16 protein-coding genes are annotated in these 16,756 nt (G+C 44.8%); 2 read left to right on the forward strand and 14 right to left on the reverse strand.

All coding sequences use genetic code 11. From position 1 onward, the window contains the following. Window positions 1-34: 34 nt before the first annotated feature. Window positions 35-919, forward strand: coding sequence for an SDR family oxidoreductase (locus P3339_RS12400; protein WP_020415323.1), 885 nt, complete (start codon window positions 35-37; stop codon window positions 917-919). Window positions 920-1,026: 107 nt separating this feature from the next. On the opposite strand, the gene P3339_RS12405 is transcribed toward P3339_RS12400, so the two are convergent. From P3339_RS12405 to P3339_RS12445, 9 genes are all read right to left on the reverse strand, one after another. After that, a complete protein-coding gene (locus P3339_RS12405) occupies window positions 1,027-1,362 on the reverse strand; it encodes a DUF6488 family protein (protein ID WP_020415322.1) in 336 nt (111 codons plus the stop codon). A gap of 46 nt (window positions 1,363-1,408) precedes the next feature. After that, complete coding sequence (locus P3339_RS12410; protein ID WP_020415321.1) at window positions 1,409-1,957, reverse strand: hypothetical protein; 549 nt, start codon at window positions 1,955-1,957, stop codon at window positions 1,409-1,411. 64 nt (window positions 1,958-2,021) lie between these two features. Continuing rightward, entirely contained in the window at window positions 2,022-2,717 is a 696-nt protein-coding gene (locus P3339_RS12415; protein WP_425411211.1) for a HupE/UreJ family protein, read from the reverse strand. 62 nt (window positions 2,718-2,779) lie between these two features. Then, window positions 2,780-5,935 (reverse strand): efflux RND transporter permease subunit, encoded by a 3,156-nt coding sequence (locus P3339_RS12420; RefSeq protein WP_282950674.1) that lies wholly within the window; start codon window positions 5,933-5,935, stop codon window positions 2,780-2,782. Beyond that, on the reverse strand, window positions 5,920-7,173 hold the full coding sequence (locus P3339_RS12425; RefSeq protein ID WP_282950675.1) for an efflux RND transporter periplasmic adaptor subunit: 1,254 nt from the start codon (window positions 7,171-7,173) through the stop codon (window positions 5,920-5,922). The genes P3339_RS12420 and P3339_RS12425 overlap by 16 nt, the downstream gene beginning before the upstream one ends. After that, entirely contained in the window at window positions 7,170-8,414 is a 1,245-nt protein-coding gene (locus P3339_RS12430; protein ID WP_282950676.1) for a TolC family protein, read from the reverse strand. Before P3339_RS12430 ends, P3339_RS12425 begins: the two co-directional genes overlap by 4 nt. A 79-nt stretch (window positions 8,415-8,493) precedes the next feature. Beyond that, window positions 8,494-9,447 (reverse strand): M56 family metallopeptidase, encoded by a 954-nt coding sequence (locus P3339_RS12435; RefSeq protein ID WP_020415316.1) that lies wholly within the window; start codon window positions 9,445-9,447, stop codon window positions 8,494-8,496. Next, the gene (locus P3339_RS12440) at window positions 9,444-9,830 is read right to left on the reverse strand and encodes a BlaI/MecI/CopY family transcriptional regulator (RefSeq protein ID WP_282950677.1); all 387 of its coding nucleotides are present in this window, start codon (window positions 9,828-9,830) and stop codon (window positions 9,444-9,446) included. The genes P3339_RS12435 and P3339_RS12440 overlap by 4 nt, the downstream gene beginning before the upstream one ends. A 99-nt stretch (window positions 9,831-9,929) precedes the next feature. Continuing rightward, window positions 9,930-10,277 carry a hypothetical protein gene (locus tag P3339_RS12445; RefSeq protein WP_282950678.1) on the reverse strand — a complete coding sequence of 116 codons (348 nt, stop codon included), beginning with the start codon at window positions 10,275-10,277 and terminating at the stop codon, window positions 9,930-9,932. 429 nt (window positions 10,278-10,706) lie between these two features. Here P3339_RS12445 and P3339_RS12450 point away from each other — a divergent pair, with 429 nt between their 5' ends. Further along, window positions 10,707-11,591, forward strand: coding sequence for a ketopantoate reductase family protein (locus P3339_RS12450; RefSeq protein ID WP_282950679.1), 885 nt, complete (start codon window positions 10,707-10,709; stop codon window positions 11,589-11,591). Between the two features lie 157 nt (window positions 11,592-11,748). Here P3339_RS12450 and P3339_RS12455 read toward each other — a convergent pair whose 3' ends face one another. The 5 genes from P3339_RS12455 to P3339_RS12475 all read right to left on the reverse strand — a co-directional run bounded on the left by P3339_RS12455 (window position 11,749) and on the right by P3339_RS12475 (window position 16,452). Then, window positions 11,749-12,543: a penicillin-binding transpeptidase domain-containing protein gene (locus P3339_RS12455; RefSeq protein ID WP_020415312.1), complete on the reverse strand. Its 795-nt coding sequence runs from the start codon at window positions 12,541-12,543 to the stop codon at window positions 11,749-11,751. A gap of 201 nt (window positions 12,544-12,744) precedes the next feature. Beyond that, the gene (locus tag P3339_RS12460; protein WP_282950680.1) at window positions 12,745-13,305 is read right to left on the reverse strand and encodes an HD domain-containing protein; all 561 of its coding nucleotides are present in this window, start codon (window positions 13,303-13,305) and stop codon (window positions 12,745-12,747) included. Further along, window positions 13,305-13,940 (reverse strand): HAD-IA family hydrolase, encoded by a 636-nt coding sequence (locus P3339_RS12465; protein ID WP_282950681.1) that lies wholly within the window; start codon window positions 13,938-13,940, stop codon window positions 13,305-13,307. Before P3339_RS12465 ends, P3339_RS12460 begins: the two co-directional genes overlap by 1 nt. Before the next feature lie 271 nt (window positions 13,941-14,211). Then, complete coding sequence (locus tag P3339_RS12470; RefSeq protein ID WP_282950682.1) at window positions 14,212-15,543, reverse strand: S8/S53 family peptidase; 1,332 nt, start codon at window positions 15,541-15,543, stop codon at window positions 14,212-14,214. Between the two features lie 381 nt (window positions 15,544-15,924). Beyond that, entirely contained in the window at window positions 15,925-16,452 is a 528-nt protein-coding gene (locus P3339_RS12475) for a hypothetical protein (RefSeq protein ID WP_282950683.1), read from the reverse strand. Window positions 16,453-16,756 lie beyond the last annotated feature (304 nt).

Below are 16,756 nucleotides of genomic sequence, written 5' to 3' on the forward strand. Positions count from 1 at the left end.
CTTACAAATATATCAATTTCACTTAGGTGTAATCATGGAAAAAATCTTAATTACCGGCGGCACCGGAAATAACGGCAAAGCCGTTCTGAAAAACTTTGCTAACACCAATATACCAGTCAGGGCCCTGCTTCGGGATCTTTCTAGAGCTCCAATCGTAGCTGACAATATCAGCTATGTAATAGGAGACTATGAGAATGAATCCTCACTACTGGAAGCTATGCAAGGTATCGAGACTGCCTTTTTGGTTACAGCATTCGAACCTTCATTTACTAATAAGCATGCCGCTTTTATTCGTATAGCGGAGCAAGCTGGAGTAAAGCATATTGTACAAATCTCCGGCTTAGGTGCTGATAAGGATTCACCAATTGACATAGCTAGATGGTTGGGAGAGGCAGAAGAGCATCTTATCGAATCAACGTTAAACTGGACAATTCTTCAGCCCGCCAGTTTTAACAGCAATTTCTTTGCCTCTGCAGAAGAAATTGCTCAACAAAGCACAATTAGTGCTCCATTTGGCTCTGCACCGGGGGCAGCTATTGTTACTGTTGACCATCAGGATATCGGTGATATAGCAGCCAAAATACTAGTAGAACCGGGCGAGCATATTGGTAAGAAGTATATTCTTACTGGGGCAGAAAAATTAACTTATACGGATATATCAAATATATTATCTGAAGTCCTGCAGAGGAAGATAACCTATCAACCTATTAGTGATGAAGCAGCAAGGTCAGGATTATTAAGTTTGGGGGTTTCAGAGAGAGCTGCCGATGCGTTGGCACAGCTTTGGCCTGTAACCCGCGAGTGGGGGCACACGATTGAGCTTTCCAATCACGTAGAGCAACTTCTGGACAGAAAACCAACTTTACTCAAGACATTCTTTGAAAACGCAGCTAGCCAGTTCAGTAAAAAAGAGGTCTAAATGTAGAGCTATAATTACCCTCATAGCCGCATTGGGCATATCAGAGTTATAGGTCATGTTCCTGCGCCGATGCCTACAGACAGCAGTGCAGGAACATTACTGATTTTTTAACGATCAGTCACTTTAAAAGAAAGAAAGTACCCTTCCGTTGATAAAAACACTTTCAGTATTTTATCCAGGCCCCCATCCTTACCCTGAGTGCTGACAACCCACTGTCGCTGGTTGTCAACACGCTGCATGGCGGCATTGAGCGGCTTGCCAGACCAGGACTCGTTAAGCTTACCCTCTTTGATTAGGCGAGCTACTTCCTGGCTGGCGATGCCTTTGGCTTCTACCATAGATACAGTGGCAAAATTGTCTCTCTCATGGTCACCATGGGCGAAAGCAAGATTTGCGAAGCCTAAGGTAACTGATACACAGATGACTCGAATAAGTTTGTTCATAATACTCTCTTTCTTCTCGGTTTTAGCGAATGTTGATAAAAAAGCGTTACTGTTTGAGTCCAATAACCTCGTAGAACCCCTTTGTTTTTAGAGTGATTTTCACAGACTCCTGACCGTTATTCTTCCAATACCAGCCATGGGAACCATCAAAAGGCGTGGTGAGAGAGCCACTCATTTTATTTGCGGTAGCAATAGCAAAGCTCTCAAAGTAGCCGGTAGTATCGCCTGTGGGTTCGCCGTGAAAATCAAAGTAAAGCTCACCACTCTCCGTTACCCACTCATATTCCAAATGACCGTATTTATCCAATTGAAATTTGTATTCAATTCCACGGCCAGCGGGCACTTCAATAGTTGTAGTGTCAGTCCGATAAGCAAAGGACTGCTCGCCACGCTGCACTACTTCTGGTGCAGCAATTTCCTGCTCTTGACTGTTTAATTCAGTCAGTCCCAGTGCACTGCCAATTCCAGTAGGATCTATATTGTATTCAGCTGGCAGGATTACTGTGGTCAACATAATGGCTGCAAGCACGCCAGCAGCAAGTGTGGATTTAATCAGCGTTTGTGCAGTCTGCACTGGCATTTCAGTTGTATTCATTCTGTAAGCTCTAAATCTATATTCTTTCTGTTCAATTAACTTTATAAAGTCACTTTCTGGCTATCTAACCTACGAAGTAGCCTGTCATCTGGTAACCCACCAACATCAGTCCACCACTCATTAGTAAGGTATTTGTCATGGTGGAAAAGCGCAGAAAACTGTCAAAGCGACGCCAATAATTGATGGCGAGAAGAATAAACAGCAACGCAACAAACTGACCAATTTCTACTCCGACATTAAAGGCCAGGATATTCTCCACCAACCCATCGCTGGACAGCTTGAATTCCTGTAATTTGGTTGCCAAACCAAAACCGTGGAAGAGTCCAAAAATCAGTACGGCAGCCTTGGTATTAGGCTGGAAGCCAAAAACCCGTTTGAAGCCGCCGAGATTATCGAAGCCTTTATAGACAATGGATAATCCAATAATGGCATCGATCAAATAGGCATTCACATGGGTGTCGTTAAGCACTCCAAATAACAAAGTTAAGCTATGACCGAGCGTAAAGAAGCTTACATAGATAAGAACATCTTTTGATCGATATAAAAAGAAAATGACTCCCACCAGGAACAGCAGGTGGTCATAGCCAGTCACCATATGCTTGGCGCCAATATATAGAAAGGGAATAATAGATACCCCTTCGTTGCCGGCAAGAAAAGTCTTGGTCGCATCGTCCACTCCATGGGCAAATAGCGGCATAGATATCACCATACCTGCTATCAGCGTCATCAAGCCGAAAACTGTTTTTAAACTATTGAGCAACGTTACTACCTCCCGTTTTTAAAGTTCTAAATTCTTGTGAACCAAAGCGCACACAGGCCCAGTTAACTGGCTCCAGCCAGAGCCACTTCAGGGTTATCTTGTAAGCTCTCAGACTTGGCATTCCTGCCATGTAAAATTCTGTAGAGTGCCGGTAAGACTAAAAGCGTCAGGATTGTTGATGAGACAATACCGCCAATAACCACCGTAGCCAGTGGGCGCTGTACTTCAGAGCCAATACCAGTATTCAGGGCCATGGGCACAAAACCGAGTGAGGCAACCAGTGCGGTACTAATGACCGGACGTAAGCGGATCAGGGCGCCCTCAATAATGGCCTTTTCTATGCTGTAACCTTGGTCACGCAGGTCCCGGATAAAGGAAACCATTACCAGGCCGTTAAGGATGGCAATCCCGGAAAGTGCGATAAAACCAACGGCTGCGGAAATGGAGAAAGGGATATCCCGCAACATTAAAGAGAGCACACCGCCGGTTAATGCGAGGGGTATACCGGTAAAAATAATTGCCGCATCTTTTATGGAGCGAAGTGCCAGCAGGAGAAGCCCCATAATCAACACAAGGGTCAGCGGCACTACAATCGATAAGCGTTCAGTAGCAGACTGTAGGGTTTGATAGGTTCCGCCGTATTCAACCCAGTAACCGGGTGGTATTTCCACTTTATCGGAAACGGACTGCTGTACATCAGCAACAAAGCTACCCAGATCCCTACCCCGCACATTGGCCGTTACCACTACCCTGCGTTTACCGTTCTCGCGGAAAACCTGATTGATACCGGCAGTGAGTTCCAAGCTGGCAATTTCCTCCAGGGGCACATAGTTGCCATTGGGTCGATGAATCGGCAGTTTCTTTAGCGCATCCAAATCCTGGCGCAATACCTCTGGCAAACGCACAACAATATCGGTGCGGCGGTCTCCTTCATAAAAGCGGCCAGCAACCGTACCTCCCAGGGCGGTTGCCAGCTGCTCCTGTACCTGATTGATAGCCAGCCCATACTGGGTTAGTGCGGCCTGGTCAGGAACAATGGCGAGAACCGGTAAACCGCTGGTTTGCTCCATCTGTATATCAGCAACGCCTTCTACACTGCCAATAGCCGCTTCAATTTCACCGCCCAAACGCTCTAATTGCTCAAAGTCATCGCCAAAGACTTTGATCGCCAATTCCGCACGCACCCCAGCTAAAAGCTCGTTAAAGCGCATCTGGATTGGCTGGAGAAATTCATAGCGGTTGCCGGGGATTGGCTCTACCAGCTTTGCCAGCTCTTCTACCAATTGCTCTTTCGGCTTATCCGGATCTGGCCACTGAGACCTGGGTTTTAGGATAATAAAGTTATCGGCAACACTTGGGGGAACGGCATCGGTAGCCACTTCCGCAGTACCAATTTTGGCGAATACACGCTCCACTTCGGGCAACTCTTTAATCCGCTCCTCCAAGGATTTTTGTAGTGCAATCGCTTGTTCCAGGGATGTGCCGGGAATACGCAAGGCGTGCATGGCAATATCGCCTTCATCCAGATTCGGCACAAATTCGCTACCCATTCTGCTTGCCGTATAACAGGAAACCAACACCAGTAGCGCAGCAATAGCGACAACCATGCCACGCTGGCGCAGTGCAAACTCCAAGGCCGGGCGATAAAAGCTATTCAGCTTCTCAAGTGCAGGGTTTTTCTTTTCGATCACCGGTTTGCGAAATAGCAGCGCTATGCCGGCTGGCACCAAAGTGATGGAAAGAAACATCGCAGAAAGCAGCGCAATCACCACGGTAATTGCCATCGGATGGAACATCTTGCCCTCCACTCCGGTCAGGGCAAAAATGGGTAAATACACGGCTGTGATAATGAAAACACCAAACATGGCCGGGCGAATCACTTCCCGCGTCGATTGAAATACCAGGGTAAGCCGCTCTTTAAGACTCAACTGGCCACGCTCGCGGGCGGATTCGCTGAGACGTCGCAGACAGTTCTCGACAATAATGATGGCCCCATCCACCAACAAGCCAAAGTCCAGCGCCCCCAGACTCATCAGGTTTGCACTTACGCGGGCCTGAACCATGCCGGTGATAGTCATTAACATGGCTACCGGAATGACCAGCGCAGTGAGAATTGCTGCGCGAACATTCCCCAGCAGCAGGAAAAGAACCGCGATAACCAGCAGCGCACCTTCCATAAGATTGGTTTGGATCGTGCGCAATGTCTGGTCAACCAGACCGGTACGATCATAAACCGCAGTCAATGTGATACCAGGCGGTAGGCTCTGTTTGATATCCTCTAGCTTTTCACCAACTGCACCTGCAACGGTGCGACTATTTTCGCCAACCAGCATAAAAACGGTGCTCATCACCACTTCCCTGCCGTTCTGAGTAGCCGCTCCGGTGCGCATTTCGCGCCCCTCTTCGATCTTGGCCAAGTCGCCAAGGCGAACAGCAACGCCATTCACTTCCGCAACCAGGAAATCCTTCAGTGTCTCTAACGAGCTTGCCTGCCCCGGAACCCGCAACAACCACTGGGCGCCACTGTGTTCAATAAAGCCTACACCGCGGTTACGATTGTTCTCCTCGATCGAGCGAATCAGGTCTTCCTGCGTCAGGCCAAATGCCAGCAGTTTATCCGGCTCTATAGCAATCAGAATTTCTCTCTTGAACCCGCCAATCGGATTGACTTCCACCACACCTGGTACACGCAATAACTGCGGGCGCACAATCCAGTCATGCACCGAACGCAAGTCCTTAGGTGTTACTGCACTGCCATCAGCATTGGTGGCTCCAGGTTCAGAGTCCACTGTGAACATAAAGATTTCGCCAAGACCCGTGGCGATGGGTCCAAGCTCCGGCTCCAAACCAGCAGGCAGTGCACCACGTACACTAGTGAGCCGTTCATTCACTAACTGGCGGGCAAAATAAATATCGGTGCCATCTTCAAAAATCACCGTAACCTGCGACAATCCATACCGCGAAACGGAGCGTGTATAAGCAAGGCTCGGCAAACCAGCCATTGCATTTTCCACTGGGTATGTAACCCGTTGCTCAACTTCTTTAGGGGTATACCCCGGTGCCTCCGTATTAATAACCACCTGGATATTGGTGATATCCGGTACCGCATCAATGGGCAGCCGGGTGAAATTCCAAATGCCCAAACCGCACAGTAGTAGCACAAGGGCAATAACCAGCCCGCGATTTTGAATTGAGGTTCTTATCAAGTACTCAAGCATGTCGAACCCTCAGTGATCGTGGGATGCACCGGACTTTTCAATGTCCGCTTTAATGATGTAGCTGTTACCGGTGACATACTCGATTCCCGGTCGAATCCCCCCAGCACTTCAACCCAATCACCGGCTTCACGCCCTAACTCCAACATACGCACTTCATACTGGTCGCCCACCTTGGCATAAACGACAGTAAAATCGCGGAACGCCTGTAAACCGGAACGCTTGACGGCAAGAGGCACCTCATATTCAGCAACTTGGATATCGCCGCTTACAAAAGAACCCGGTGCGAGGCCTGCGGGAATATCTTGCAGTGACACTCGAACGGCGGTGGCCTGGTTGGGTTTCATCAAAGTATCAATTTGTTTCACTACCCCGTGCAGAGGAGTATCCAAGGACTTGATATTGACGGAAACGGGCGCGCCCTGGCGAATCTGGGGGCGTGTCGAGGGAAAAACATCCAGCTCTGCCAACAAAGCAGTATCATCGGCAACCGTTAATAAAACTCGACCTGCGGTCTGTTCACCAGGGTTTACATTGCGCTGGACAACTACACCGGCAATTGGTGATTGAATAGTGTAGGTGTTTAGGTTTTGATTGCTGTTAATGGCAATTAGGGGTTGCCCTTTTTTAACGCGCTCCCCCAATCCCACCTGCACAGCTTCTACATAGCCGTCGAAACGTGCACTAATTTCACGTACCTGCTCTGGGTCTACAATAAGCCTGCCGTAAGCGCGGCTGGTTTCACTCATCCTGGCTGGGCCAACGGTTTCCGTATCAATTTCCATGGATTCAGCAATAGCGGATTCAATACGGGTTCGCCCCTCAAAGTTATCATATTGCCAACGGTGTTCTTGCCCCTGGTACTTGGCTGTTAGAGTCACAACAAATGAGTGGGGCTCATAGATCACCATATCACCACGCAGATAATCCCCCTCGGGCCTGAACTCGATGTGATCCTCTCCATCTCCAAGCCTTGTAAGAACCACTTTAAGATCAACCTGCTGAGGATTAACCAGCTCTCCATCATTACTCACCCAAACCCGAAACTCCGGGGGAACACCAGTTTCATAAATACTTAGCTCAACGGCAAAATCACCTTCACGCAACATGCGCCCACGATTGGGCCCTTTTTCCGGTTCCGCCCCAGCGACAGCTCCGGCCGCATAGACACTGCCGCTGCCACTAAGGAACAAGGAAAGTAAAGCACTGAATATCAGGCTGGAAAAAACTGCGGATCTCATATCTCGCTCTCGCTTATCTGTGCCACTGACAGGCCGGTGAGTTTTTCAATTTCAATCAGGCTAAGGTGTGCGTTGTACTGTGCCTGGAGCAGTGAAAGCTGCGCATCGGTAAGTCCCTGTTGGGCTAGTGCCAATTCCGAGTAGTTATAGCGGCCACGTCGATAGGCTTTTTGCGTAGCGGTGAGCGCCTTATCCAGACTGGGAATCATCTTTTCATTCAAGGCGGCAGCCACGTGCCGGTGATGCTGTAGCCTTTGGGTCATCACAAAGAGTTGTGTATCCAATGCAATCTCTTTCGCATTTCTTTCTGCTCGGAAACGATTCTGTTCCGCCCTCAAAGCAGATACCTTGCCGCGATTGCGATCGCCCTTTCCTAGTGGGATTGCGAAGCCGGCCACCAATCCATAATCTCCGCTCGCTTCGTTGCGACGAATTCCTGTATCAATCCGCCACTGAATGCCCGCTTCTGCACGTGCCAAATCAATTTCCGCCTGCTTCACGCGCTCGCGGCTCATGAATATTTCCAAATTTGGGTTGCTCGCAACCAAGCTTCGCAATCTAGATAAATCAACTTCTGGAATGACACTGGAAAGAGAGCCCGCCACCCCAAGAAAGCTGGGCTCTCTGGAGCCCCACTGGGCAGCTAATTGATATCTGGCAATATCCAATTCGTGTTCGACATCTTCCACAGCTAAGAGTCGACGCTGCAAATCGACTTCAGCCCGAAAAGCATCGGCTTCATTCGTTCTGCCAACACTAACCTGACGATTAATTTCAGCGGTCATATTGCGAGCCAGGTCGACAGCTGTTTTAGCAATTTTCAGGCGTTCCTGGTGCGCCAGGACCTGGAAAAAGTAACGCGCGGTATTAGCGGCAATTTCCAATTCAAGAACCTGCTTTTGGGCCTCAATCACAGGAGTCTTGCTGCGTGCAGCCAATACACGTTTTTCTGCGAGATCACCCTGTAATAGCCAACTGATGCCGACTGTTACCTGGGAACTGTCGTTGCCATCGCTGCTCTTATCCTCTCCCACCCCCTCAGCGGCAACACTAAGCTCCGGTCGTGGTCCTAGCTTGGCGTGCTCGGATAGAGCATCCACAGCTTCAAACTGATATCGGTAACCCGCCAGTTCAGGGTGATTTTGCAAGCTTTTAAGAATTGCCTGCTCATAAGTGAGGCCCGATAACTCCTCGCCCTGCTCTGCCCTAAGGGCCCCACTCAATGCGACTAAAATGAACACAGCCCCGGCCATAAAAAACCGATCTATAGTCGGTTTTTTAGTTATGACTAAACGCAAACAATTAAACACTTCGGCTTCCTTAGTGGGAGAACAGGGTTTCGACGGTGTGGTGGAGCGCATCCACCGACACAAGGCAAGTGCCAGTGAGAACTACAAACAATCCAGCTAACAATAAAGGGGATAAGTTGCGCCCCTTATTATCAGACAGCAAGTAACGTATACGGGCATCCAACTGGTCAAGAGCGAAATAACAGACCAATGCTGAACTTCTCTCTTTGGGCTGCAACCCATTGGAGATACGGGTTACCTTAAGCAGGGTTTGGGCGATAAAGGTCTCACTCCACCCCTGCCTATGGGCATAAGCGTCTGCACGCTGCTCCATACACAGCGCCATCTGCCGATTCAGATAATTCCCCAAACGCGTAGGGAAAAAGCTGGCAAACAAAGCGAATATTAATTTCTTCAGAGGATCAAATTTTTGCGCATGGGCTTCCTCATGTAGGCGCACCACCTCAAACTCTTCCGCTGTTAACTGGTCTCGCAGACCGCTGGTATAAAACCCTTGTGGACGGAGCAGACCACTGGTGAAAGCTTGGGGACCCTGGGCCTGGATAATACTCTGATCAGACTTATCCCTTTCGCAAAGTTGCATTAACAATCGGAGCTGCGCCAAATGACGATGAACTCGTTTAAAACTTTGAAACACCAAAAACCCGGTAAGGAAAAGAAACGCAATGGTAAAAACACCATGCCAACTGTAGAGATTAAAAGCGTTGATATGGTGCCAGTGCGCCAGAGATGCAACGCCCCCTAAAAGGTTTGGGAATGCCAGGATAACAGCGGCAGAGAAAGCCGCGAACCACGGCAGCAATACCGCGCTCCATAGCAGTAAACGCCGACTACTGGCAGACAAGCGAAGTGAATGCCGGGAAGCAGAAAGGCAGGCAGCTGACACCAGTATAATGCCGACAAACAGGCCAAGCGCCGCAATAGTCAGCAGGTTTAGCCAGAGTGCAACCTGCCCCAAAATCATTCGCGATCACCCTGCTGGCGTTTTACCTTCTGGCTTTCGATCAACTGCTCCAGTTGCTCTAATTGACTTTCGCTCAGTTCCGATGAGATAGAGGTAAATGCGGCTACCAGCCCGTTCTCATCATCAACAAACTCACGAGTAACGTCTTGAATCAGCTGCCCGACAAGCTCATAGCGCTCCACTGCCGGGCTGTATTGGAATGCATGCCCCTGCTTCTCCCGGGACAGCAAACCTTTCTTGTAGAGGCGGTCCAGCGTGCTTTGGATGGTATTGAGAGATCCTCCACGGGCCCGGCTCAAGTCCGAGTGGACCTGTTTGGCATCCGCAGATTTTCTATCCCAGAGATATTGGAGCACCTGTTTCTCAAGATCGCCAAGTCGCATAGACCATTATTCCAACAGTGAAAATCATTCTTTAAGTGATGGTAGAACGTCAAAAACCGATCGTCAATAGGTTTTTCTGATGGTATAAACCTATATCAACTACGATTTATCATGCATCATCTCCACTCGCTCTCTCGGACTGATTATCTTGGCATCCATATCTACTTTGGGACCAAATACCCGATCCGATACTTTCCTAGGGAACTTTATCTTTTCAACAATCCCACCTGTTTTTTTCGCCACCAACCTAAAGCCATCCCATCCAATAAAATAACCTAGTACTGCTGAAACAATATAAAGAAAAATATATGATGCAATTAATATTTCTCCATAAGATAGAAATAACAAATCACCAACATCGCTTACTCCCACTGCAGTTCTTGCTCCTCTGGCAAAAAATGCAATATATGCGAATAAAGCAAATGTAGGAGGGATAAAACCAAGCATTATGCCTCTCATTATTTTATCCAGCTGGCTTGGCTTATACATTAATTACTGACTCAATTTACCTGGAAGTGGAAATAAAAAAATCCAATCATAGTTAAGTTACTCAGATGATGGCCCAAGGGGTTTAGCGGCACGTAACTAAGGATTTACACCATCGATTTTAACCTAGAGATATACCAAATAAAACACATCAAATTTTTGACAATTGATGACTTAAATGAGCTCAAGTCTTGTTGACCTTTACTTAACCATTACCGCTGTACAGAATAGTTAACAGGTCATATATAGAAAGACATAATGAATATCGTGCCTAAGGGAAGAAAGTCTTTTAATTGCGCTACACTTATTGATTGTTCCACTTAAAGTACCCATCTACAGAAAGTGCCCGCGCTAATTTGTGCTATCAATCATAAAATGTGAAAAGTTACCATGAAAGACGAGAAAATATTAGTTCTTGGAGCAGGTTCAGTTGGCTCATATCTAGCTACAAAACTTTACAATGCGCAGTACCATGTAGACGTCATAGGCCGAAAAGCTGAAAAAGTTGGAAGACAACTTTACATCAATAACAAAAAGTATAATTTCCCTCCAGTTTCTAAAGCATTAAAAAACGGCACCTCTTATGACATTGTACTGTTAACTTCCAAGCTTTTTGATGTAAAAGAAAATCTGGACCTTTTAGCCAAAAGCAAGATCAAGTCAAAAATCAATATTTTGCTGCAAAATTGTATTTTTGACACATCCGAATTTATAGGCTCAAGTGAAAAGAATACTTTCATCGCTGTTGTTAATGACGGATTTAATTTGCGTGGCAATCAGCTCACTTACATTAGAGGTAAAGGCTTTCTTATAGAAAAAAGTGAGCACACATGTAAAATATATTCCGTATTTAAGGATGCAGAAATTGAGATAGCTACAACCAAACAGATCTCTCAGCAGAGAGCTATAAAAGCCATCTTTAACTGCTCAACCAATATATTCTCTGCGATTTATTTAAAGAACTATAAAGGTTTATTCGAAGACGAAAAAATAACTAAAAGGATAAGAAATACATACTTTGAGTCATATGATATTTTATCAAGAAAGATTGAATTTGATCAAAGTAAAGAGACTCTTTGGGACAACATTTATCATAGAGTAAAGGATATGAATCATTACCCATCCACTTACCAGGATATCAAAGAGAATAAAAAAACTGAAATTGCCTCCTTAAATGGCCATATCGTTGAACTCGGAAGGAAGATGAATATCCCCACCCCTTACAATTCCGAAGCGATAAAGGAGTTCAAGTCAAGATATCCAAACCTATATTAAAATTATATTATAATATATTTTATCACTAACATATAATTATTTTTAATGGTTGACCTACCGAAATCCATAACCTGTAGCACAAACTCTTCACAAAGGAAATACAATGAGTCCGTTAGCATATTGACTCATTGTATGCATATGAAGTATTAGGGGTTATTTAAAGGATCCCAAGCTTTATTAACTGCTGCTTAGCCATTTTAACTCTATTCTTTTGAACCTCACCAAACGTATCCCCGTCCATATTAAGCGCAAAGTAATGCACATTATCCTTGGATTCCACAATACCAATATACCAGCCTAATGCGTATCCTTTTGAGGTTTGCCCTCCACCCGTTTTTGCATAGAATTTATATTTGTCAGTTTCCTCAACCAGCATGATTTTTTTAAAAGAAACCAATGTATCTGAGGATACCGGCAGTTGCCCACTAAATAACTTATGTAGGAAGTTAACCTGTTCTCGAGCAGAAATCTTTAAACTACCATCTAACCAGAAACGATCCACTCCAGAGGAAATATCCATATTTCCGTAGTTAAATCTTGTCAAATACTGATTCATTCTTTCCACACCAACCTGAAAGGCGATTTGCTGGTATATAGGAACTGCAGAATTTTGGAACGCAGCCCGTATTGGGAGTGGCTTTTCATACCAAACCGTAGGCCACCACCTCTGTGCTGGGTACTTCTCATGGTCGTAAGTGAGCTCTTGATTCAAGCTACTTACAACACCCAAATCCAGGGCTATTAAGGTATTGGGTATTTTAAAGGTGGAAAAAGGTGAAAGCCTTGTATCTGCTCTGCTTTGATTGATAACTGTAAACTTGGATTCACGTTCACTCTTAAGAACAAATGTACAGGACTCATCACATATCAAATCCTCGGAAGCCCAAGCATGACTGGTAATCAAAAATGCAAAAAAAGTGCCTACTCTCAAGCAACGTTTAATGACATTCATTATTTTCTAAACCTTTTTTTGATTGAGGCACTAAAAATCTGTCAGCAAGCTAAAACACCGCCAGTCAATGCCCAGTAAACCACTAACATAGCAGTTATCCAATGGACTGACATCTCAAATAAAATCAAATCTTCATTGAAGCTGAAGTTATCTTCATCTTGGAACTATGTGTACGAAATCGGAATATGGTATAAGAATTTGCTAACCGATATACTTTCGATAGCTTTCAATACGCTGTTGGAGCCTGGCACCCAACAACTCATTTGCTTCATGTAAATGTTGATAGATAACCATTGCCTCTTGCAGGTATGCAGATTTCCTCACTGAATCCCAGTGTGCCGGTGGTTCAGATAAATTGGTTATTCGATCCGCAAGTTTTACCATCCAAATTTCTTTAGGCTGAAGCTTAATACGCTTCAGCGAATCAAGCATCTGTTCCTGCTTTGTAACTAATGTATCGTCTTTAGTGAGTGCCTGAACACCCTCAGCTACATCCCCACCAAATGTGAACTTTATGAATTCAAAATCAAACTCAGTATCTTCCAAAGTATCATGGAGTAAAGCACACTGAATGGCGAGGTTACCGTTAAGGTTAACATCTGAAGCTAATCCAAAGATCAACTCCATAGCCACACTTCCGATATGATTAATGTACGGGAAATCTTGACCAGCTACCGAACTAGCGTACCTTTGCCCACTATGTACTAAGGTTGCAAAATTCCAGGCTTTGAGATATACGTCTTGCGACCAATTTAACTTCATTAAATCCCTGCGTTTATTAATGCTGGTAGTGAATTCATGGTTGTAAAACTTATAACACCATCAATATCACATTTTTCATTATATCGATTGTAAAAGAAAGTACTCATACCGGCTTTGGAACCCGCTTCGACACCTACGGGCCCATCATCTACTACGACACACTGTTCAGCCGTATAACCCATCTCTTTGGCAGCATGCAAATAGATACCAGGATCAGGCTTCCAGATCCCCACATCATATGAGCTGTATAGGTTATCGCCAAAATAATGAGATAACCCACATAGCTTTAGCGCATGCTTGATTTTAGACAATGGTCCACTGGAAACCACAGCTTTAGGCCCATTCAGTGCCTCAAGAGCATTGATCACACCATTCACTGGCTTTAGCTCTCTATCGAACAAGTCTGATACTACCGAGCGATATTCATCAACAAAATTGTCCGGGAGAGTCACCTCATTCTCTCGCTCTAAAATCACGAGAATACTGGCCAATTTCCATCCTCTAAAGCGTATAACCAACTCCTCCGGATCAAGCTTTATGGCGTATCGATGGAACATTTTGGCCAAACCGATATTACAGAGATACTCACTGTCAACTAAGGTACCGTCATTATCAAAAAGAAAGCACTTATCCATTACACTCTCCATTTATATAAATTCACCAGAAGTCATTCAGCCAGGATATTTGGCAATCAATATTGACAAGGCCGTTTACTTGAATATTCGATGGGAGGTTAAAGGTATAGTATACTAATTAATTTGCAATGATATCTTCGATTATTACTGGGGATGAGAGCCACTTTTGAGCTTATCTCTTTATTACTTGATCTAGGCAGGAACCCAATAGTATCTAACCTGACAGAGAAGTCCCTGCCAGATTAGAAATCTTCTAAATATCAATTACTGACTACTTTTCAGCAGTACGTGGATGGGGCTTATATCTGCCCTTACCTTTCACCTTATGCCACGCTCTTTGAGCATCAACAAAACCGAGACCTGTATTGTTAGCCCCCAGATGTGAGTGTCTTGCTGTCGATTGAAGTGCTTGTACTACCCTTTGAGTTGCCTCACTCCCAGAGAAACCATAGCGTTCTGCAGCATCCAGTAAAAGAACGCTCACTGCTGCCAGTTGTGGCGCGGAAAAGGAACTACCGGACTCAAAATTGTTGCTTGAAGCTGAGTAGACCGCATCACCCGCGATTGCAAAGCTTCGATCACTAGCCAACTGATTGTACCCAGGCACGGTGGCTGTCAGTGAAACCTCATTTGAAAAAGGCTGCAAATTAATCGCGAACATTAAGTTCTTATCACCAGGCTGACCCTCATTTCGCACAAGAAATGATTTTATTAACTCCAGGTCGTAAGTGAAAAAGCTACCAAGCGGCGGCAGATCTAAACGCTCACGAACATCTGTATTTACTCCATCCAAGTCTGTTCCTGTATTACCAATGGACTTTGTAAAGATTTTTGTCTGCAGGATACTGGATAAATGATCGGCAAACTCCTGATCTAACTGATCGTCGGTAATGTGAAATGCCCTGCTCATGTTGATAACACTAATATCCTCACGAGCACGCATGTATTCCATAGCTTCGTTGTAAGTTTTACTCTCTGTACTCACTGGAACAATAGTGGCCTTAGGCGCGATATCCAGGATGATATCAATCACAGTATTTCCGTGCAGAAAAGTAATAGGGTCACCAAATTGAACTTCAGCCTCAATATTTGGGTACATTTCACGCTGCTCCTTCAATCGTATAGGGTCAAATAAATCGAATACCGCTATAACGATCCCTTCTCCATCAAAATGCCTAACTAAACTTTGCTGTTTAAGACTGTAGCTCGGCACATAGGGCAATAAAAATTCATTAATTGCTAACCTGAACTCATCCAATTCATGAATAGCTGCTTCAAATGCCGGCAGATTCTCTTGCTGATAATCTTCCGGCTGGAAAGTGTACAATAGTTCAGCCAGTACAATAAATTCAGTAATAGACTGGCCCCACTTATGCATCAGTAGATCTTCTACCATGTATAAAGATTTATACCTTCCCTGGTATTGATCGAAATCAGCTGCTAAGTAGCTATCAAATATCGGGGTAATGGGCTCTTCCCAAGACCAGGGAGTAAGCTCCTTGATGGTATCCAAAGACTCTCGTGCTTGCTCTACGTTCGGGTCAGATGCGAGCACTTTAAAACTGAATACAATCAGTAGAACCGTCAATATAACCTTATTCAAAACCATTTTCCTTTTATACTGGAATTTATTTGGATATTTTAGTTTGGACTACTACAAGCCAAGGGTGACAACACCGCAATTTCTCCCCGGCAGGATCTCTTAGCAGCGAATAAATAGGAACATGGAAGATACGGAAAGGCAATGATAGGCTAACAAATTTTGAGTAAAGTCACATTCAATTGAATAGACTTTAAATTGAAAAATCAGGAGGAGATATTGAACGATTCAGATCTATTTGATAACAATAAGTGAGAAACCAGAGTACGGTCAATGATGCCTAGTTTATCTTTACTAGATTAGAATTCATCTGACAAGCACCCTCTAAAAAATGTCACTGTGAAATCAAGCCTGAAATCAGATTTAACACTATAAAATCTGCATTCAATCACGTCTAAGATCGATTTTAAGTTTCCATATTTTGCCCCAGTGAATATGATTGCCGTAGAAAATAGGTTCTTTGAGGCTATGATTTCTTAAGGTTAAACTTACCTGGCTCTTTTCGAGGGTACCCGCGCTTCTATTTACGCCCGATCTGACGGGAATCAGGACAACATACCCATATCCCCCTTTTTTTGCCCATTCTTTGGAATGAAGGTGATCCAAGTCACCCAGACCTCTATCAGGCTTTTCGAAACCAGCTTTCTCCCACGCAGTTCCATAACTTGTATAATTAGGGTTGACCCAAATATGCTCTTCCTCTGGAATATAATCCCTCAGTGTCGAGTTTGTAATATTTTTTAGGCGGAGAGCATTACCTGAAGTAACTCCTGGGATTGATATAACGGTTCCAAGACTCCTTAAGACTTGCTCATCTCTAACCGCAACAGGCAAGTCATCTTTTAAAACTAGAGTGTCGCGCTTTTCATCATACGTTCGATTGAAGTCATTTTCGTCTATTGTAAACATCATTTCTCTCTAATTTTTATTAAAACCCAGAAATCAATTTAAAATATAATTATCAATTTATTTATGCATCATAAAAAATCCATCTCCTTCTGATTACGGAGATACTTTAAGGAGCGCTATACAAAGCACATCATACATAGCGGAACAGATAATCATGACAGGCAATCAGGACGAACATTATTTGATCACCTCATGAAGAGACCATGGGTATATACGCTTTTGTCTGAAAGCGATCTCAATATTTATGGTATTCCCCGATGTGTCAATAGCTCTGACACTTAATGCTTTATAAGAGGGCAAATCTTCG

Source organism: Microbulbifer sp. MLAF003, assembly GCF_030012965.1.
GTDB lineage: Bacteria > Pseudomonadota > Gammaproteobacteria > Pseudomonadales > Cellvibrionaceae > Microbulbifer > Microbulbifer variabilis.

Excerpts from the sequence above, each read along its gene's own strand:
- P3339_RS12400 (WP_020415323.1), top strand. The coding sequence starts at position 35 with ATGGAAAAAATCTTAATTACCGGCGGCACCGGAAATAACGGCAAAGCC.
- P3339_RS12405 (WP_020415322.1), bottom strand. The coding sequence starts at position 1,362 with ATGAACAAACTTATTCGAGTCATCTGTGTATCAGTTACCTTAGGCTTC.
- P3339_RS12410 (WP_020415321.1), bottom strand. The coding sequence starts at position 1,957 with ATGAATACAACTGAAATGCCAGTGCAGACTGCACAAACGCTGATTAAA.
- P3339_RS12420 (WP_282950674.1), bottom strand. The coding sequence starts at position 5,935 with ATGCTTGAGTACTTGATAAGAACCTCAATTCAAAATCGCGGGCTGGTT.
- P3339_RS12425 (WP_282950675.1), bottom strand. The coding sequence starts at position 7,173 with ATGAGATCCGCAGTTTTTTCCAGCCTGATATTCAGTGCTTTACTTTCC.
- P3339_RS12435 (WP_020415316.1), bottom strand. The coding sequence starts at position 9,447 with ATGATTTTGGGGCAGGTTGCACTCTGGCTAAACCTGCTGACTATTGCG.
- P3339_RS12440 (WP_282950677.1), bottom strand. The coding sequence starts at position 9,830 with ATGCGACTTGGCGATCTTGAGAAACAGGTGCTCCAATATCTCTGGGAT.
- P3339_RS12445 (WP_282950678.1), bottom strand. The coding sequence starts at position 10,277 with ATGCTTGGTTTTATCCCTCCTACATTTGCTTTATTCGCATATATTGCA.
- P3339_RS12450 (WP_282950679.1), top strand. The coding sequence starts at position 10,707 with ATGAAAGACGAGAAAATATTAGTTCTTGGAGCAGGTTCAGTTGGCTCA.
- P3339_RS12455 (WP_020415312.1), bottom strand. The coding sequence starts at position 12,543 with ATGAATGTCATTAAACGTTGCTTGAGAGTAGGCACTTTTTTTGCATTT.
- P3339_RS12460 (WP_282950680.1), bottom strand. The coding sequence starts at position 13,305 with ATGAAGTTAAATTGGTCGCAAGACGTATATCTCAAAGCCTGGAATTTT.
- P3339_RS12465 (WP_282950681.1), bottom strand. The coding sequence starts at position 13,940 with ATGGATAAGTGCTTTCTTTTTGATAATGACGGTACCTTAGTTGACAGT.
- P3339_RS12475 (WP_282950683.1), bottom strand. The coding sequence starts at position 16,452 with ATGATGTTTACAATAGACGAAAATGACTTCAATCGAACGTATGATGAA.